The 17,819-nt window shown below is 59.4% G+C and carries 17 protein-coding genes and 1 tRNA gene; 2 read left to right on the forward strand and 16 right to left on the reverse strand.

The window, feature by feature from the left end; all coding sequences use genetic code 11:
• Positions 1–96: 96 nt before the first annotated feature.
• The 6 genes from QMG79_RS13960 to bcp all read right to left on the reverse strand — a co-directional run bounded on the left by QMG79_RS13960 (position 97) and on the right by bcp (position 8,474).
• On the reverse strand, positions 97–3,315 hold the full coding sequence (locus QMG79_RS13960; RefSeq protein ID WP_283539183.1) for an efflux RND transporter permease subunit: 3,219 nt from the start codon (positions 3,313–3,315) through the stop codon (positions 97–99).
• An 81-nt stretch (positions 3,316–3,396) separates the two neighbouring features.
• Positions 3,397–4,899, reverse strand: coding sequence for a malate:quinone oxidoreductase (locus tag QMG79_RS13965; RefSeq protein WP_283539184.1), 1,503 nt, complete (start codon positions 4,897–4,899; stop codon positions 3,397–3,399).
• 78 nt (positions 4,900–4,977) lie between these two features.
• Positions 4,978–6,648 carry an ABC transporter substrate-binding protein gene (locus QMG79_RS13970; RefSeq protein WP_283539185.1) on the reverse strand — a complete coding sequence of 557 codons (1,671 nt, stop codon included), beginning with the start codon at positions 6,646–6,648 and terminating at the stop codon, positions 4,978–4,980.
• 244 nt (positions 6,649–6,892) lie between these two features.
• The gene (locus QMG79_RS13975; protein ID WP_283539186.1) at positions 6,893–7,579 is read right to left on the reverse strand and encodes a fasciclin domain-containing protein; all 687 of its coding nucleotides are present in this window, start codon (positions 7,577–7,579) and stop codon (positions 6,893–6,895) included.
• 322 nt (positions 7,580–7,901) lie between these two features.
• Positions 7,902–7,983 (reverse strand) — tRNA-Leu (locus QMG79_RS13980).
• A 23-nt stretch (positions 7,984–8,006) separates the two neighbouring features.
• Positions 8,007–8,474 carry a thioredoxin-dependent thiol peroxidase gene (gene bcp / locus QMG79_RS13985; protein ID WP_283539187.1) on the reverse strand — a complete coding sequence of 156 codons (468 nt, stop codon included), beginning with the start codon at positions 8,472–8,474 and terminating at the stop codon, positions 8,007–8,009.
• 96 nt (positions 8,475–8,570) lie between these two features.
• Between bcp and QMG79_RS13990 the strand changes: the two genes are divergently transcribed.
• Complete coding sequence (locus QMG79_RS13990) at positions 8,571–9,050, forward strand: MarR family winged helix-turn-helix transcriptional regulator (RefSeq protein ID WP_283539280.1); 480 nt, start codon at positions 8,571–8,573, stop codon at positions 9,048–9,050.
• 858 nt (positions 9,051–9,908) lie between these two features.
• On the opposite strand, the gene QMG79_RS13995 is transcribed toward QMG79_RS13990, so the two are convergent.
• From QMG79_RS13995 to QMG79_RS14030, 8 genes are all read right to left on the reverse strand, one after another.
• Positions 9,909–10,382 carry a hypothetical protein gene (locus tag QMG79_RS13995; RefSeq protein ID WP_283539188.1) on the reverse strand — a complete coding sequence of 158 codons (474 nt, stop codon included), beginning with the start codon at positions 10,380–10,382 and terminating at the stop codon, positions 9,909–9,911.
• Between the two features lie 215 nt (positions 10,383–10,597).
• The gene (locus QMG79_RS14000; RefSeq protein WP_283539189.1) at positions 10,598–10,861 is read right to left on the reverse strand and encodes a hypothetical protein; all 264 of its coding nucleotides are present in this window, start codon (positions 10,859–10,861) and stop codon (positions 10,598–10,600) included.
• Positions 10,858–11,172: a DUF6221 family protein gene (locus QMG79_RS14005; RefSeq protein ID WP_283539190.1), complete on the reverse strand. Its 315-nt coding sequence runs from the start codon at positions 11,170–11,172 to the stop codon at positions 10,858–10,860. The genes QMG79_RS14000 and QMG79_RS14005 overlap by 4 nt, the downstream gene beginning before the upstream one ends.
• Complete coding sequence (locus QMG79_RS14010) at positions 11,169–11,330, reverse strand: hypothetical protein (protein WP_283539191.1); 162 nt, start codon at positions 11,328–11,330, stop codon at positions 11,169–11,171. Before QMG79_RS14010 ends, QMG79_RS14005 begins: the two co-directional genes overlap by 4 nt.
• A 99-nt stretch (positions 11,331–11,429) precedes the next feature.
• Complete coding sequence (locus QMG79_RS14015) at positions 11,430–11,618, reverse strand: hypothetical protein (protein ID WP_283539192.1); 189 nt, start codon at positions 11,616–11,618, stop codon at positions 11,430–11,432.
• On the reverse strand, positions 11,615–12,463 hold the full coding sequence (locus QMG79_RS14020; RefSeq protein ID WP_283539193.1) for a M23 family metallopeptidase: 849 nt from the start codon (positions 12,461–12,463) through the stop codon (positions 11,615–11,617). The genes QMG79_RS14015 and QMG79_RS14020 overlap by 4 nt, the downstream gene beginning before the upstream one ends.
• 43 nt (positions 12,464–12,506) lie before the next feature.
• Positions 12,507–12,902, reverse strand: a complete 396-nt coding sequence (locus QMG79_RS14025; protein ID WP_283539194.1) for a hypothetical protein — start codon at positions 12,900–12,902, stop codon at positions 12,507–12,509.
• Complete coding sequence (locus tag QMG79_RS14030) at positions 12,899–13,324, reverse strand: hypothetical protein (RefSeq protein ID WP_283539195.1); 426 nt, start codon at positions 13,322–13,324, stop codon at positions 12,899–12,901. The genes QMG79_RS14025 and QMG79_RS14030 overlap by 4 nt, the downstream gene beginning before the upstream one ends.
• Positions 13,325–13,358: 34 nt before the next feature.
• On the opposite strand from QMG79_RS14030, the gene QMG79_RS14035 reads away from it, so the two are divergent.
• A complete protein-coding gene (locus QMG79_RS14035; RefSeq protein WP_283539196.1) occupies positions 13,359–13,541 on the forward strand; it encodes a hypothetical protein in 183 nt (60 codons plus the stop codon).
• Here the strand turns inward: QMG79_RS14035 and QMG79_RS14040 are convergent.
• The gene (locus tag QMG79_RS14040) at positions 13,521–17,321 is read right to left on the reverse strand and encodes a hypothetical protein (RefSeq protein ID WP_283539198.1); all 3,801 of its coding nucleotides are present in this window, start codon (positions 17,319–17,321) and stop codon (positions 13,521–13,523) included. The genes QMG79_RS14035 and QMG79_RS14040 overlap by 21 nt on opposite strands.
• A gap of 2 nt (positions 17,322–17,323) precedes the next feature.
• Positions 17,324–17,809, reverse strand: coding sequence for a hypothetical protein (locus QMG79_RS14045; RefSeq protein WP_283539199.1), 486 nt, complete (start codon positions 17,807–17,809; stop codon positions 17,324–17,326).
• Positions 17,810–17,819: the final 10 nt, after the last annotated feature.

A 17,819-nucleotide genomic window follows, 5' to 3' on the forward strand; every position in this document is an offset into this window, starting at 1 on the left:
TATAACCGATATAGATGCATTTGCATCTACTGACCTCTACAACGCAGCACCCACGGAGTTATTCCCCGATGCGCGGGCATCCCTACGCGAGCAGAGTCAGGCGGGATTGCCCGGAGCGGCTCGCCGGCCGCTGACCTTGGGGATCATGCCCGTGGTCCAGTCACCGGTGGTGTGGGAGCCATCAGTTGTGGCCGTGCCCTGCTCCGGACGACGCTGCAGGTCCTTGAGGAGGTCGCGCTTCTCGCGGCGTCCCTCCACCAGGCGGTACAGCACAGGCACCAGGATGAGGGTCAGCGCTGTGGAAGACACCAACCCACCGATCACCACGACGGCGAGTGGCTGGGAGATGAAGCCGCCGCCGCCCGTCAGGCCTAGGGCCATGGGCGTCAGGGCGAAGATCGTTGCCAATGCCGTCATCAGGATGGGACGCAGGCGTTGCCGTGCGCCGTGCGAGATGGCATCGGCAACGCTCATGGCGGGCCTGCCCTCGCCTGGCTTCCGGTATTGGTTGATGAGGTCAATCAGCACGATTGCGTTCGTGACCACGATTCCCACCAGCATCAGCATGCCAATCAGTGACGGCAATCCCAGCGGTACTCCTGAAATCAGGAGCATCACGACAGCACCGGTAGCGGCAAACGGGACGGAGACGAGCAGGATCAGCGGCTGGATCAGTGACTTGAAAGTGGCCACCATGATGACGTAGACAATGGCGATTGCTGCCAGGAGGGCCAGTCCCAGCTGGGCGAATGAGTCCTGCTGCTGCGTCGTGGCACCACCCAGGGTCGCCGTCACGCCGGCCGGAAGCTCAACTGCATCCAACCGGGTCTGGACCTCCGCGCTGACGGCGCCCAGGTTGCCACCGGTGGGGGTCAGGGATACCCGCGCGGTCCGCTGGCCATTGCTGGCCGTGATGGACACCGGAACCTCTACCTGTTCGACCGTTGCGATGCTGCCCAGTGTTGCACCGCCGTTGCCGCCCGGCAACGGGATATTGCGGACGGCGTCGATGCTCTCCAAAGTAGTGCCCTGTCCAATCCGGACGGGGAAATCGTCTGTGTCGATCCTGACAGTCCCGGCGGGGATGGGGCTGATGGTGGACGCAAGGATCCCTGCTACCTGTTCCTCGTTGAGTCCGGCAGCAACCGCCTTGGCGCGATCCACCTTGACCTGCACCACATTTTGGCTGTCTGCCAGGTTACTGCTGACCTCCGATGTTCCCGGAACATCCTGCATGGCAGCCACCATGCTCTCGCTGGCAGTGCGCAAATCCTGTGACGTGGCGGCGCGGAGGGTGATATCCACCGTGGATGATGTCCCGAAGCCGCCCTGTTGGGACCCCACGGAGATTGTTCCGACGTCGGGCAGCGCGGCCAGAGCGGTGCGCACGGTCTCCTGTAGCTTGTCCTGGTCTGCCTTGTCATCGGTGACGACGTTGAACGACGAGTTTGACGCACCAGTGGATGTCAGCGCGGCAAACCCAGACTGTGCATTGCCAGAGGTGACCTGCACAGTCGTGATTCCGTCAATTCCGCGGAGCACGTCTTCTACTGTGATGGCTGCTGCGTTGGTAGCCTCCAGGCTGGTCCCATTGGGGAGTTCCTGGTTTACTGTCAGGCTGTTCTGGCCGGAGGAACCCAGCAGGTCCGTGGCCAGCAGGGGAGTGAGGGCGCCGGTGCCGGCCAGGATAATTCCTGCAGCAACCAACGTGAAGACGGGGTGCTTCTGCGTTTTTTTCAAGACGGGCAGGTAGCCGCGCTGTAGCGGGCTTTTCTGTTCCTTCTCCAGGGCAGCAGCACGTGCTGCTGCAGCGGCTTCCCGGGATTCCTTGCTGCCGTCGGTGGTGGGTGACTTCAGGAACCAGTACGCCAGGACCGGCACGATTGTCAGAGACACCAGCAGCGATGCGATCAGCGCCATGGTCACGGTCAGGGCGAACGGCCGGAACAGTTCACCGGCCAGTTCCCCCACAAAGGCGATGGGCAGGAAGACAGCAACGGTGGTCAGCGTGGATGCGGTAATGGCGCCAGCGACCTCCCTGATGGCCGTAAGGATCGCGGTGACCTTGTCCTCGCCATAGTTCAAGTGCCGCTTGATGTTTTCGATGACCACAATGGAGTCATCCACCACCCGGCCAATGGCAATCGTCAGCGCGCCCAGGGTCAGGATATTCAGGCTGTATCCCGTGACGGAGAGGCCAATGAAGGTCACCAGCAGCGACAGCGGGATGGAGACGGCTGTCACGAGGGTGGAACGGGCGGACATCAGGAACACCAGGATGACCGCTACGGCAAAGCCGAGGCCAAGGAGCCCTTCGGTGGTGAGGTCCTTGATGGACTTCTCAATAAAGGGCGCCTGGTCGAAGACAGGCGTAAACGTGGCGTTGGACCCGAGCTCGGTCTGCAGGTCACCCAGCATGTCCCGGACATCATGGGAGATGGCGACCGTGTCGCCGTCGGGCTTTTTTGTCACTGAAACGGCAAGTGTCTCCTTGCCGTCCGTGCGCGTGATTGAGGTCCTCGCGTCGTCTTCGAGGGACACGGCGGCTACGGCGCCGATAGTGGTGGGCGAGGAAGTCCCGGCCAGCGGCAGGGACTTAATGGCGTCCAGTGAGTCGACAGGGCTGCCGACCTGCAGGGAGAGGGACTTGCCCTGTTCTTCGATGGTTCCGGCCGGAATCAGGGAACCGTTATTGGACAGTGCATCCCGGATTGCCTGAACTGTGGCACCGCGGGATGCCATGGCTTCTGGAGTGGGCAGGATCTCGATGTGCTGGCTGGCGCCGCCAGTAACGTCAGCACTGCGGACGCCGTCAATCTTCTGCAACCGCGGGACGCTGAGGCGAAGCAGGTCGGCGTTGAGTTCACTGAGGGGCTTGTCGGATGAGACGGCAAGGAAAACGATGGGGAAATCGCTGATGCTGCCAGCAATTGGCTGTGGCTGGACATCGTCCGGCAGGGCCTGCCGGCTGTTGGAGATGGCCCTGTCGATCTGGTTCCGGGCCCGGTCCAGGTCCGCTCCGTAGGTGAACGTCAATGAAATCTGCGAGACGCCGGTCCGGGACGTGGACGACGTGGACTCGAGTCCTTCCACGCCGTTGAGCGCTTTCTCCAGCGGTTCGCTGACCTGCTTGTCCACCACGTCCGGGGACGCCCCGGGCATGGCCGACAGCACTGTGATCTGCGGGAACTCAATGGACGGGATGAGTTCCTGCTTCAGCGAGGTCATGGTGATCACACCGAAAACGGAGGCGAAGATGGTCACCAGGGCAATGAGGGCCCGGTTCGCCAAAGAAAGTTGTGCCAACCGGAACATGCGGTTCTCCTGGAAATCGTCAGTGGCGAAAGTGGATCAGTGGCCAACGCTAAAACGGTAGCAACAGGCAGAACCGCTGGATCAGCGGCTGGTGGTAACAGACTCCAACTGCAGTGATGCGGCAGTCGACTTTTCGATGTCAACAGCAAGATCAAGGTTGTCATCAAGTTTGACGCCGTACCCGGGCATCATGTCCTTCAGCTTGCCCTGCCAGCCCTTGAAGTTCTTGGGGAAAGCCTTCTGGAGCAGTTCGATCATGATCGGAACGGCTGTGGAAGCGCCAGGCGAAGCGCCAAGAAGCGCGCCGATGGACCCGTCCCGTGCAGCAATCACCTCGGTTCCGAACTGGAGGATGCCACCCTTTTTGGGATCTTTCTTGATGATCTGAACCCGCTGGCCTGCGGTGATCAGTTCCCAGTCACCATCCTGCGCTTCGGGGTAATACTCGCGCAGTGCCTCGACCTTGTCGCCGTGGCGCTTGGCAACTTCTTTGATCAGGTACGTTGTCAGGTCCATGTTGTCCTTGGCGACGGCAAGCATGGGAATGATGTTTCCGGGCCGGATGGACAGCGGCAGGTCCAGGTAGGACCCGTTCTTCAGGAAGTTGGTCGAGAAACCGGCGTACGGCCCGAACAGCAGCGAACGCTTGCCGTTGACATAGCGTGTATCAAGGTGCGGGACGGACATGGGCGGAGCACCCACGGAGGCCTGGCCATACACCTTGGCCGTGTGCTGTGCCGCAAGGTCCTCATCAGTGCACCGGAAGAACTGTCCGGAAACGGGGAAGCCGCCGTAGCCTTTGCTCTCCGGGATTCCGGATGCCTGCAGCAGGTGCAGTGCACCACCACCTGCGCCAACAAAAACAAACTTGGCGTGGATGGAGCTGCGCTCACCGGAGCGGGGATGCTTGATCGAAAGGTCCCAGCCGCCGTCGGACGCCCGCTTGATGCCGGAGACGTCGTGGCCGTAGTTGATGTCCACGCCGTTGTCGCCAAGGTAGGTGGTGAGCTCGCGGGTCAGGGACCCGAAGTCAATATCAGTGCCCTCCGGGGCATAGGTAGCCGCAACGCGCTGCTGGGGGTCACGGCCCTTGACGATCAGGGGTGCCCACTTGGCGATCTGGCTGTGGTCCTCTGAGTACTGCATGCTGCGGAACAGGGTATGGGAGGACAGGGATTCGTGGCGTGCCTTGAGGAAATCGGCGTGGGAATCGCCAATGACGAAGCTCATGTGCGGGACGGTGTTGATGAAGCCCTTGGGTGAGCCGATCAGCGAGTTATCCACCAGGTGCGACCAGAACTGCCGGGAAAGCTGGAATTGTTCGTTGATGACCAGCGCCTTGGTAGCGTCTACCGTGCCGTCTTTGGCGGCGGGTGAATAGTTGAGTTCACATAGCGCAGCGTGGCCGGTACCGGCATTGTTCCAGGGGTCGGAGCTTTCCTGCCCCGGTTCGTCCAGCCGCTCGAACATGGAGATCGTCCAGTTCGGTTCCAGCTGCTTGATGAATGCCCCCAGCGTGGCACTCATGATGCCGCCGCCAATCAGGACGACGTCGGCGTGTTTGGTGGGCGAAATGAAAGTCACATCAGTCTCCGATAGCAGCGGCTCTGGCTTCCTCAGAATATCCCCGCGACGCTCACATACTGAAATTGAAGCGGCTCGTCAAGACTTCAGGGCCACTTTGGTGAAAACCTCATGGAGGACGGGCGACGCCGGGTAGTTCAATACCCGATCAGAGAGCGCCAGCGCTGAGATGGGGAATGCGACCGGAACGGCTGGTACAGAGGCGGCGAGCTGTTCGTTGATGGCGTGATAGAGATCATCGCGCTCGGCGCCCTCGGGGAGGCCCCTGGCACGGGCAATCTTGGAAAAAACCTGCGGGTCTTGGAATCCGAACTCGCCGGTCTTTTCGCTGAAGAGCGGCCCCAGGAAATTATCGGCATCCGAATAGGAGCCATTCCAACCCAGCAGGTGGAACGCGTGGTCGCCCGGGGACTGGACTTTTTGCAGGTAGCCTTCGCTCCAGTCAATGGGGACCGGTTTGATGGTGAAACCCACGGCGGTCAGTTGCCGGCTGAGTTCTGCGTAGATTTTTTCCGGCGTGGGTAGGTACGGCCTGGTGACATTGAGCGGGTAGTAGAACTTCAGTTCCTCGCCCTTATAGGCAGAGTCCTTGAGGAGTTCTTTGGCCTTGTCCGGGTTGTAACCAAGGGACGGTGCACTGTTGTTGAATCCGCTGATCTTGGGTGGCACAAACTGGCTGGCCGACGCTGTGTTGTCGATGAAAAAGCTCCGGATCAGGGCTTCCTTGTCCACTGCCATTTCCACAGCCTGGCGGATCTTCAGGTCCTTGAGGACCTCAATTTCCTGATTCATTCCCAGATACATCACGGAGAACGGGTCTCGCTGGACTATCTGCATGCCTCGCTTGACCAGTTGGTCGAAGTTGCCGACAGTGACGGCGTCGTACCCGTCGATTTTTCCGTCAAGGAGCGCCTGCAGGCGGGTTTGTGGGTGATCGTAGGCGATAAATCTGACCGTCTCGATCTGGCCCCTGTCTCCCCAGTACCCGGGGTAGGAGCGTACGGTGATTCCGGCATCCTCCCAGGTGTCAAAGGTGAAAGGGCCAGTGCCCACGGGCGCTGAAGCGTAACGGGAGAGGGGCTGCCCGCCCCGAGACTGATCCAGGACGTCCGCCGTTCCGGCAGCCAGGGCCGCGGGTGAGGAGAAGCCAAAGCCTGGGAGAGTCAGGGCTGGAAGCAGGCCCGTGAAACGTTGGGTCAGGTCAATCCGGACCGAGTCGGGGGTCAGGACCGTACATGACTTGAAGACTGACAGCGTGGGCTGGTCAGAGTGAGCCTTAAAAACATCCGTGAAAGCACTGCCGGGAGCTTTGGCGAGGATGTCGCTGGAAAAGGCGAACCACCTGTCGAAATTGACCCGGACAGCCTCCGCGTCGAAGGGTGTCCCATCGTGGAAAGTCACGCCCTTACGGAGCATGAAGGTGTAGGACCTGCCATCCTCTGAGGCTGACCACTCGGTGGCCAACAGGGGGGTGGGCTGCCCAGTTGTCTGGTCAACGCCAACCAGGCCCTCAAGGATTTGGCGTGTAATGCGGAAAGATTCGATATCGCTTGATAGCGCAGGGTCAAGGCCGAGCGGAGCGACTGCCGTGCCGAAGGTAAATGCGGCGGTAGGTTCAGGGCCAGGTGCTCCGGACGTTGAACCCTGCGAAGGCGCCGGTGTTGTCTCGGAGGTGCATGCAGCGAGCCCGAGGGCCAGGAAGGCGGCTCCGGTGGTGAGCACCGTACGGCGCGAAGGACTGCTGGGCACTCGAATTATCACCTCTGGACTGCGGGGCCGGCTCCGTGGTCGGTGGGCCTGGGGAACAGTCTAGTTGAGACAACTGAACAGATCCTGACAGAGCGCCATCGGCATGCCGCAGTGAAGATCCGTAGCAGATCCAAGGCAGGAACCATCCGGACATGACTCCGCCCGGCACGCTATGCAGCGTGCCGGGCGGAGCAGCAATCTCACCTGATGTGATGGGCCATAGGGCTCACCGGTTGGGTGGAGGTTACTTGGGCATCAGCACCGAGTCGATCAGGTACACGGTGGCGTTGGCGGTCTGGACGCCACCGCAGATGACGTTGGCGTCATCAACCTTGAGGGCATCCTTGGTACCGGTGACCGTTACGGATCCACCCTCAACCGTTGCGTGGGTGCCAACGATGTCGTCAGGGGTGATCTGGCCGGGGACTACGTGGTAGGTCAGGATCTTGCTCAGCAGCGCGCTGTCCGTCTTCAGGGTTTCGATCGTGGCGGGATCGATCTTTGCGAAGGCGTCATCCACCGGTGCGAAGACAGTGAATTCGCTGCCGTTAAGGGTGTCGACGAGGTCAACGTCCGGGTTCAGCTGGCCGGAGACTGCAGCGGTCAGCGTGGTGAGGATCGGGTTGTTGGAGGCTGCAACAGCTACCGGGTCGAGTGCCATGCCGGCAACTGAGCCAGCGCCGTCCGGAACCTGCTCAGCGTATGCTGCACAGCCGGTGCCGACCAGGTTGGCTGCCGGATCCATTGCACCGGAAGAAGCCATTGCTGAGGATGATGCCGAGGGGGTTGCTGCCATGGAGGTAGCTTCCGAGGACGGTGCTGCCATGGAGCTCTCGGCGGTGGTGCTGGTACCGCTGCAGGCGGTGAGGCTCATCATTGCGGCGGCGGCGACGCCTGCGACGGCGAAAGTTGTGCGCTTGATTGACTGCATTTTGGATCTCCTTTTTTGTGCCGATATTTAGCCTGCTGCCCCCAGTTGGCGGCGGCTTCCGGCTTTCTTTCGACTGTTTGGCACCTGCCCTTGGCTGGTGTCTCAATGGGTATTCGGGAGATCGGGGCAGGTGGATGGGTCTTGTCTTAAAAGTTTTTTCCTTGATGGCCAATACTCCGGCCTGAAGGCCCGACACCCCTGTGTTCTCGGGGAATTTTGGGAATGGAAATTAAAACAGGAGAACCCCCGGATCAACCGATCCGGGGGTTCTCTGTTCGTGATTTCTGCTTTGGGTTCGCCGCTGGAGGCAAAGAACCCACTGTGCGCAAGAGGGGACTTGAACCCCTACGCCCGAAGGCACAGGAACCTAAATCCTGCGTGTCTACCAATTTCACCACTCGCGCTTTGGCCGAAGCCAGAAACCAGTCTACAGGCTCAGATCCTTGCGCAATTTGGCGACGTGCCCTTTTGCCCTGACGTTGTACTGCGCAAGAACCACTGTTCCATCTTCGTCCAGCACCACTGTTGAGCGGATCAGTCCCTCGTAGGTCTTTCCATAGTTCTTTTTCTCGCCCCACGCCCCGTAGGACTCCGCCACGGCGTGATCGGTGTCGGAGAGCAGTGGAAAGCTCAGTCCCTCTGTGGCGGCAAAGGATTCCAGTTTTTTCGCGGGGTCTGGTGAAATACCCAGCACGCTGTAGCCGGCGGACTCGAGGGAGGCCAGGCTTTCCTCGAAGTCACACGCCTGCTGTGTGCAACCGGGTGTCGCCGCTGCGGGGTAGAAGTAAAGGATCACTTTCTTCCCCCGGTAAGCGCTGAGGCTCACCGTGTTCCCTGTTGCGTCCTGCAGGGAAAAATCCGGGGCCGTTGCCCCGGTTATCAGTCGTTCAGCCACAGTTATCTCCTCGGTAGAAAATCAGACACCTCAGCTTAGCCAGCTCGGCAAATGGAAAGCAGCCTGTCTTTCGCTATACTTGTTCGCATGCCTGATATGGATCGCTGGCCTACAGGCCGACTCTTGTCCACTGCAGCACGCCTGGTCGAACACTCCTGGAACGAAAAACTCGGAGCAATAGGCCTTACGCATGCTGGGGTGATTGCGATCGAAGTGCTGTCCTCCAACGGCCCCATGACCCAGGCTCAACTTGCCCAGCTAGTTCGTGTCCAGGCACAGACCATGGGCAAGACACTGAGCCGGCTTGAGACGCATGGGCACATCACGCGGGTACGCAGCAACTCTGACCGGCGCAGCCATGTGGTTTCCCTCACCGAGCAGGGACGCGAAGCTGCCACGGCCGCTGTAGATATGGAGCGGGCTGTTTTGGCTGCTTCATCTGTTGACCCAGATGTGCTGCGCCAGGAACTGCAGTCCGTGGTCCGTGAGCTCGCTGGAAGCTACTCAAACTCAGGTGCCAAGGCAGAATCGACCGACGACGCAGGCCTGCCTGATGACGGGCCCGCTCCCGTCTGACGTGACGAACCCCACTCTTTGACTCAAGGCGCCGGAGGCATTCTGGCGCCTTGAGTCTTTTTTGTGCTGATTGCCCCACCCTGCTGGTTACCTCCACGTGACGCAGCCTTGCCAGGTTCCTGCCATGCCTGAAAAAATTTCCCGAAGGGATTTCTCCTCCCCGTACCTTGCAAAATTCCGGCAGGCCCATCGCTCTGACATGGCGCCACACGCTCCTGTTAAGAGCCAGCACGCCCCTGATCCTGCTGCAACTGCAGCGGCTGGGTGTCCGGCCGTGGACCGTCAGTTTGGGGGGGCCTGGCGTGGAACTCCGGGACGGGGGATAGCTGCCGGACTCCTTGGCTGCGTCCTTGCTGACGCCAGGGATCGAGGAATCCTGCGGATCTCCCTTGAGGCAGGGAGCACGGAGTTCTTCGCACCAGCCCGGAAGTTCTATGCAGCAAACGGATTTGCGGAGTGCAAGAGCCGGTTGCCGCCTCCGTGGAAGATCCACAGAGCGTCTTCATGACCATGGCCATTCTGGCCCCCAGCGCTGCCCGGACAGGAAATCTTGAATCATTCCTGGGCAACAAAAAATCGGCCCGGCTTCGAGAACGAAGCCGGGCCGAATTTTTTTGCTGTGCACCCCTCGGGACTTGAACCCGAAACCCATTGTTCCTGAATAGTATGACTCTTGCATACCCTAGCTTTATCCCATATTCTCCCCCATGCCTTATGCTTTACCCGCATATTCTAGGTGTTTTTGTGGCAGCATCCCTCATATACCCGAAGCTGCTCGCATGTACTCCACTGATTAAAAGACGACCAGACAGCGAGTAAACCCCCGCCCAGTCCGAAGACTAGACGGGGGCTGGTGGGTTACGCTAGGCGCTTGGGTGGGTAGGCTCCGAGGTACGCGTCAGCCTTTGCCTCGAGGGCGGCGAGTTCTTCTGTTCTGCGGCAGCGCTCAAGTAGCTTGTTTGCCGTTGCCCTAATGTCTTCCGGCGTGATGTGCTCTTTCGTTACACTCGCGGCGGCAAAGGCAAGGAATGAATATTCCGGTTTTTGCGTGTCCCACGCCTCATGGTTTCGTTTGACCCTCTCTGGGTCATTAATGGGCAGTGAGTCCAATATCATGGTGACGGTCACTGCTGGTTGGATGGTTGGCGCGTTGTACCATTTCTTGCCTTGAACTCTTTTTGCCGGCGTTTCGAGAGAGGTCATGATACACACTTTATAACCGTCCCTCCTTTTGCTAAAAAGAAAGGATTCGTACCTAAAGTTTTCTTGGACTTCCCACCACTGGTTTTCTGGCAGTTCGGGGAGTCCGGTGGGTGATTTCTCGATGTTCATTATGTCTCCTTGGTATGTGTTGGTTTAGTAGAAGTTTGTGTCTGGTCCGTAGTAGGGGGCCTTGGCGACGCAGCGTGTTTCGGTGCCGTCCTGGTCGGTGTAGTACCCCTTGGTTGCTTCGTGGTCTGGGCATTCGCAGCAGTCGCATTCATGGGTGCCTGAGTGGCCGCCCGGTAGTTTGCAGCCGTGCGTTCCCCAGTAGGTTGGGCAGCCCGTCACCCCATGAACTTTCGTGCTGAACCTTCATCGGGGTATAGGCGGCATGCCCACATGCTCCAACTCCCGTCATCGTGCCGGTGGTAGTAGCTGGCAGGGGATGGGCCGCCTAGGTATGGGCGGGTGGTTGATTGTGCTGCGACGTGCTGGCGTACGGCGTCGTCAAATGACTCGGCCTCAATAGGGTCTTCGTTCATTTTCTGCGCGCGTCCGATGTTGCCCATGTCGTTGTAACCCTCGGACCAGATATCCCACTGACTCACAGCGCCCACCCTTCCAAGTAATCCGGGTGCGAGACGTACACGGCGGAGAGGGCGCTTAGGGTTCCGTTCCGGTGATCACAGGGTTGGTATTCAACTTCGCAAGCGTTGCAAATTTCTAGGGCCAGTATCTTCCGTTTCGCGGCGCACTCGGCCAGGACGCGGGCGGGGGTTATATCAATGGTTGAATACTCGTCACTTTCCACGAGATCAAACGAACCGCCGTCCGCTGGCTGGGTCATTCGCTGGACCTGAAATCGCGCCACCGCCTCATCTTCCGCGATCCTGGCTTCCAAAAATTCGGTGATGGTCATTCTGTTACCCATTCTGTGAGTTCGTCGCGGATGTGGTCGCTGATGGTGGTGTTTTGTTCGGCGGCTTTTTTGAGTGCTGCTTGCCAGAGCGTGTCGGGGATGCGGATGGATCTGCGTGTTGGCCCCGGTTTTTCGCGTGGTGGCTTTGGTGGTGGCATGTTCTTAGTTTAATTCTTGTCAAGACAATTGGCAAGACACTTTTGGGCAAAGAAGAACCGCCCCACCCAACCAGTGACGGTCAGGTGGGGCGGGTTCTGTCAGGCTTCGTGCTTGCCGGGCGCGTCTTCCGGGAGTGCATTGGGGATGGCGAACGTCGCCACGGTCGTGGCGATGACACCGACGATCACAAGCCACTGATACTCATCAGGTGGCAGTACGGCCAGCAGCCCCGTAACGATGGATCCCAGGAGTGCCGCAATGGCCTTAGCGTAGGCGAACACACTCACTTGGAACCACCCGCAACGTTCACGTCAACGGTCACGACGCCGGACCTGAGGGCATCCTCTGCGCCCTTGCGTGCGGCCTCCTGGATGGCGTCCATGTCGAGGTTGACACCCTGACCGGCCGCCACCTGCTTGAGTGCTTCACGGAGCCCGCCAAGCTGCGAGCCAACGTCCTTGATGATGGTGTTGTGCACGGTCCCAATGTCTGCCTTGATCCCACCGAGCTGGGAGCCCACGTCGCGGATGATCGTGTTGTGGACTGTGGCAATGTCGCCACGGATTGCCTGTACGTCTGCTGCTGACATTTCATCCTCCAGGATGGTTGTTGATGTGCCAGCGGGGGATAGTTCGCCGCTGGTATTGGTGTCTGATCCGAAGATCACGTCTGGGTCAATGCGCCCAAACATGTAGGAATTGACCACGAAGCCGTCAGGCAGTACCTCGAAGTGAAGGTGTGCGCCGGTCGATGCTCCCGTGTTGCCTGAGAGCCCAAGGATCTGCCCCTCACTGACGCGCTGCCCAACACTGACCTTCTGGCCGCCGTCAGTGCAGTGCGCGTAGATGCCGATGAACCAGCCGTGATCAACGACGTACACGAACCCTGCGAATGATGGGCTGATCCAGTAGGGATTGTCAGCGTAGGTGCCCGCGTACCAGCCGACGTGCAGGACTACACCGCCTGTCACGGCGCGTACGGGTGTTCCTGCCGGGCATGGGTAGTCACGGCCCGTATGCCCGTCTGGCTGGTAGTTCCCAAACATCTGAATCAGCCAGTTGTCGTAGGGGAGCCATTTGGTTGGGTTGTCGCCGTAGTCCTGCGACGGCGTAAAGTCCACTGGTCGGATCATGTCTGCCTCTCTTTGGGCATAAAAAAGGCCCCTAGGTGGGGGCTTAGGTTTGTTCCTCGTCCAAATATTCTTGGACCGGGTTGGGGACGGGCGGTGCTGGTGGCCCCAGGTTTTGATCTATATGCCGGTTGAGTTTGAGGATGTGGGGAATGTAAACCCGGTCTCTCTGCTCAATTTTGCTCATGCGCCTGTGGTCCTCGATGCGTTCGAGGCGGCGCGTTTCCTGATCCTTGGCTTGCTCGATACGCTCAAGCCGGCGAGCTTCCTTATCGGCCGCGTGTTCGGCTTTCATTGATTCGATTTGCTCTTGGAGCTGGTCGATCAACGTGTTTTCGCGGGTGCCTTTCTGGACTCGTTTGGTAACGACTACGCCAGCGAAACCGATGAGCGCCACCGATACGGTGACTATTGCCCCCCAGTCGAATTCTTCTGGTGTCACCCCTTGTCACCCCGGCTTTTGAGTGCACCGACTTTCATGAGAAGCCCGAAGATCACCCCGCCCAGTCCCGCGTAGGTAGCGAACGTGAACCATTCGCGGGATCCCCAGCCGTGAACGATGACGGTCCCGACGTAGCTGAATAGGTATGTTGCGCCCCATGCCATGAGTAGGCCCACGAGTGCGCTGATACCCAGGCTGCCGGACGGTCGGAATAGGTCACGGACGCACAGCCCGAACGTCACCGCCCAGAGCGCCACCCAAAACCAGATCGTTGTGAACTGGGTGAGTAGTTGAATCGTGGGTGTGACTTCCATGTTCGACGTTGACGGCAGGTAGTAGAGCGCCCTCGACAACGCGAACAAGGCAGCGGATATGAGCATCACCCGCCGCCCAATCCGGTACCGCTGATCAGATGTTTGCAAAAGTGCCTCCAAGTGGGTGGGGTATATTCGGTGTATGACAGTTGAGCAGGTAGGCGAACGCGGTATTGAACCGTCACCCGAACGGCCAGACCAAGAATTGGTTGGTGGTTTCGAGTATGACCAAGGGTGGGGCAACGAACCTGCTACCCCACCAATGGTCAAAGCCGTTACCAAAGTTGACCCTAAAACCGGGGACTTAGTAACCCGTCGCCTCTAGCACAACCTCAGTGAACATCCCAGCAACCTTCTGGTCATTGCTGGATATGATCGTCTTGCCTCGCAGTGTGGGGCCGACGATTGAGCGTGAGCCGAACCCGGAAGGGTTATCAACAGTGTCGCGCCAGATTTCTTTGAACGTGAACCCGTCAAGTGTTGCGACTGCGAATGACGGCGCGGCCTCACCTTCTGAGCTGAACGCGGCCATCGCCACACCATCGTCACCTGGCCTGTCCTGCCGCGTGAAGCCTTGGCAAAGGTGTTTGCCTGATGCTGTGGACTCGAAGGCTGACACTGGTGTGTACGTGCCCACCTTGTGCTTGCCTTCTGCCCTGTCGAGGCGCACAACGTCCGGGCTACCGACCGGCACGTTATCCGTGTAGAACAGCACGCACTTAGGCATCGGCTGAATACCAACGCACTGATACGGCGGTGTTGTTCCGCTGTACGTCTGCGCCGTTTTCCAGCTTTCCCCAAGGTTGTCGGAGTAGACGATACCGTTGGACCCATTGCCGCCCGAGTTGTCACCAAAAGTGATCCACACCCGGTCCCAGTAAGGATCCCAAGCAATACCGTGTAGGTGCTGATTGTCGGTGTTTGGTCTGCCGAGAGTGTTGATGAGGTATTCGTTGAGGTCGAAAATGATATTCAGGTTTTTGCCACCGTCAAGGCTCATGTACGCGTACCTTGCGTTGTCACCAGCAGCGACCGGCTGCCCGGTCCATGTGGGTGTTTTGGGTCCGTACTCGTTCACAAAGATCATGGACCCGTGTTCTGACTGGGACCACGCCGACGTGTACTTTACGTACTCGGCCCTACCTAGAAGTACCCTGCTGAATGAGCGGGTTGATTCCGTGGCGATGTTCTCACTGAGCCACATTTCTCGACGGTTGATCCCACCGCGTAGGCATGACACGAGGATTTCACCGTTAGCCAATGGCAGGACTGATTCAACGGTTGCACCGGCGAACACGTTCGCACCGTTTTTGTCCTTGATTGGTGTCCATGTTTTGCCGTCGTCCAACGTCTCCGAAAAATCGGACGTGCTAGAATTCCAGCCCCTAACACGGTCCCTGGATAGCGCAACCATGATTTCCTTGGCAGGCTTCGATGTGACAGAAACAATTGCCGTGTCGAGTGCGCCGCGTACCGGGATGGAGAACCCATTCACGGGAGGTTGAGTGCCACCACCAGTCTGTGGTGTCTCCCAGTCGGACCATGTTGACCCGTTCAGGGAACAGGTAAAGACCTTCTGCGGGCTCCGGCTCTCCGTGAACCGGTGCGTGACGCCACCCGACGCCGGAAGTACCTCTAGGGTTCCTGGTGTTGCGCTTGCCTGGTTTGGGTGGTTCGTGAACTGGATAGACCATGTGGTTGGGTACGTTAGTGTGCGGAAGTCCACACCCGACGCAAGCAACGCAGCGTTAGGAACTGGGAGCATTTCGCTCCAAGCCCCACCAGAGTAGTTCCGATACTTTGTCTGGAAGATGCCCGGTGCGGACGGGATGAATATGTGCTTGGTGCGCCCATCCATGCCGTTATAGTAAACATCCACATTCCCGTAAGCGCCGAACACGGATGTGTTGTTCACCGGGTAACGCTTGCCCGCGAATGCTGCGCCCTTGAGCGCGTCAGCCTCGGCAAGCGTGGTTATTGGTGCTTGCAGGAACTTGTTAGCCTCCAGTGCCCCCACACGGGCGTCCTGTGTTGATGCGTTCCAGTTCGTTGCAGAGTATGCGGCCGCTGATGTGAACGCGACCTTAGCGGACACCACGTCACCGTTAGGTGCGATGACACGCTGCCCCGCCGTGTAACCAGTGTTCGCCTTCCACACCGGCACGAGGCCAACCGTCGACTGGGCCATGTTCGCAGCCGAGCTAACAATGGTCGGGTCGTTTGCGATGGCCTGCGACACAAGCGGTGGAACAATCGGCTGAACACGGGCCTCAAGCTCCGTCGTAACCTCAGTTTTAGTCGCATACGTTGATGCGGCCTCAGTCTTCGGCAGCAGCGGTGTCAATGCCGACGCGTCAGCCTTCAACGCAAGATCCGACACGTTCGCCTTATCAGCGAGGGCAGACGCGTCAGCCTTAGTAGCCAACTCCGTCTTGTCGGCCTTCAACGCAACATCAGTGGTTGATGCTTTGCCGGCGAGTGCGTTCACTGCTGCTGTACTGAGAGGCTTACCCGCGTCGGTGGTATTGTCCACGTTGCCGAGCCCAACGACTGCCGCCGTGGGGCTAACCCATTCGGTGGTAGTGCCACTGGAGTTCTTACGGATGAACTGCCCAGCCGTGCCACCAGCAGGTACGCCAGCGCCCGTAGGACCAGCAGGGCCGGGAAGCCCCGAGCCGCTGCCGCCTCCGGTGATGATGTGCGCGGCAAGCATGTGCTGCCCGAACGTGTTCAGGTGCACACCATCGCCTGAGTCGAAGTCTGGGCGCATGAGCCCGTCCTCAGCCTCGACAGCAGACGCCCGGCTGTGGCATACCAGGGCGCCTTCTGGGAGGGTCCGCAGGTAGTCGTTGAACCCTTGCCGGACAGCCTTGACCCCAGCCGTTTCGGTGCGGCGCGGGAACACGTCAGCGACCTCGAACGACTGTCCCATGTAGCGGCGCACGTAAAGAGCGAACGCTGTCAGCCGGGCTTGCATCTGCGACAGGGTTGCCCCGCCGTAAATGTCGTTCGAGCCCGGCATGCCCACAACCTTGTCAGCGCGGGCAATCGTTGAGAGCTTGGAACGGATGTAGTTCGAGCCACCAACCCAGGATTCGAGGCTTGTTCCGGACTGTCCCAGCAGGGCAGGGATAGCACCGTTAGCTTCAGCGTGACGCCAGCCCCAGCAATCCCGGAGAGGGTATTCAGTGTTCAGGCCAGTTTCAGAGGATGAGCCTGGGTAGATGTAGAACGGCGTTTCTGGTGCCGCCTGGAGCTTGATATACACGTCGAGGGGCGTGTACGGGCTCCAAGTGTTCGACACGCTCATGGACGCAACACCTATGGGCAGCGTCCCCAAGTAGGAGCCGCCGATACCCATATGGTTCGGCGTGCCGCCCGGTGTCGTGTACGCGTAAGAAATCAGGTACTCGACGTTCGCTTCCAACTGGAAATGAATGTCCGTGATGACGTAGCGTTCCGACGTTGCGCCAACACTGTAACGGACAGGGGTTCCCAGTTTCGTGGGTTCCTCAGCGAAGTTCTGCGTGTACCCGCCATTACCGTCAGAGGCGCGCTTGGCAATGTAAACGTCCACGAAATCCACGGCGCCACGGTTGGTGCTGGAGATGTCGTTGAAGTTCTTGAATACGAGCTCCCACGAATCGACCGCGGCAAACATCTTCAACGGTAGGCGCACATGCCGTGTGGGTTCCGTGTCCACGAGGGCGTTGTTGCCCGGCATGGAGAGCTGATGAAGGACCGTCCGGGTGGTCACGTCTGTGCGCTTCCACTCGGTGCGGTTCGCGGAAGTCGTAGAAATGACTTTCTCAAACGACCTGCGGGCCCCCGTGTACTCGACCCACTTGACCAGCGAACCACCAGACGCGAGCGGTTCAAGGGCCACGAACGCCGCCACGTCAGATCCCAGCGGACGCCCCACGATAGTGAGCGCGGTAGACGAGTTCGCCACCGGGTAGATGCCGATCAGATCGTTGCCGATCCAGTCGGCAACGTTCAGTGAAGGGAGCTCGGAAAGCGGCCGGATGCGCAGGGAATTACCAACACCCTCGCCTTTGTCGCCCTTGGGGCCGGTAATGTCGGCAAGAAATCTGGCAGATGCCATTCTTATGCTCCTATGTAGATTCGGCCCGTGTTGCGGGGGTCAGTAGGGTCGTCGGGGTTGGTCTGCCACCACAGTTGCCCGCGCCGCAAACCAGGCGGCTCAGTGAGGCTAAGAAGCACCATGGAAAGGTTCGGGCCACCAGAAGGACGGCCCCCGCCAAACTCGATAAAGTCGGAAAGCGGACCGCCACGGGATCCGACGCGTATCTCCCAATCGGGGAAGTCCGTTAGCGGCATCCCCGGTTCGATCCACTCAATGGAGAGGGTGTAATAGGCGTCGTTGAGCAGCGTTGCCGTGGATGCAAGGTTCACGTTCCAAGCGCCGACAGAATCAGGGGCCACCAGAACATCAGCAGTGGGGAGGATTCGTCCGGCTGAGACACCAGAGCCAACGATGGATGGCTCAACAAGCCGGAACCTCAACCTGCCCACCCTCGAAACAAGGGTTGACCCAACAATGTCTTTGAGTTCCCCGGTCACATTTGGCATGGAGTACCAC

Source organism: Pseudarthrobacter sp. PS3-L1, from assembly GCF_030063285.1.
GTDB lineage: Bacteria > Actinomycetota > Actinomycetes > Actinomycetales > Micrococcaceae > Arthrobacter.

Coding starts and splice junctions, on each gene's coding strand:
- QMG79_RS13960 (WP_283539183.1), bottom strand. CDS start 3,315: ATGTTCCGGTTGGCACAACTTTCTTTGGCGAACCGGGCCCTCATTGCC.
- QMG79_RS13975 (WP_283539186.1), bottom strand. CDS start 7,579: ATGCAGTCAATCAAGCGCACAACTTTCGCCGTCGCAGGCGTCGCCGCC.
- QMG79_RS13990 (WP_283539280.1), top strand. CDS start 8,571: ATGGATCGCTGGCCTACAGGCCGACTCTTGTCCACTGCAGCACGCCTG.
- QMG79_RS13995 (WP_283539188.1), bottom strand. CDS start 10,382: ATGAACATCGAGAAATCACCCACCGGACTCCCCGAACTGCCAGAAAAC.
- QMG79_RS14005 (WP_283539190.1), bottom strand. CDS start 11,172: ATGACCATCACCGAATTTTTGGAAGCCAGGATCGCGGAAGATGAGGCG.
- QMG79_RS14010 (WP_283539191.1), bottom strand. CDS start 11,330: ATGCCACCACCAAAGCCACCACGCGAAAAACCGGGGCCAACACGCAGA.
- QMG79_RS14020 (WP_283539193.1), bottom strand. CDS start 12,463: ATGATCCGACCAGTGGACTTTACGCCGTCGCAGGACTACGGCGACAAC.
- QMG79_RS14035 (WP_283539196.1), top strand. CDS start 13,359: ATGACAGTTGAGCAGGTAGGCGAACGCGGTATTGAACCGTCACCCGAA.
- QMG79_RS14040 (WP_283539198.1), bottom strand. CDS start 17,321: ATGGCATCTGCCAGATTTCTTGCCGACATTACCGGCCCCAAGGGCGAC.
- QMG79_RS14045 (WP_283539199.1), bottom strand. CDS start 17,809: ATGCCAAATGTGACCGGGGAACTCAAAGACATTGTTGGGTCAACCCTT.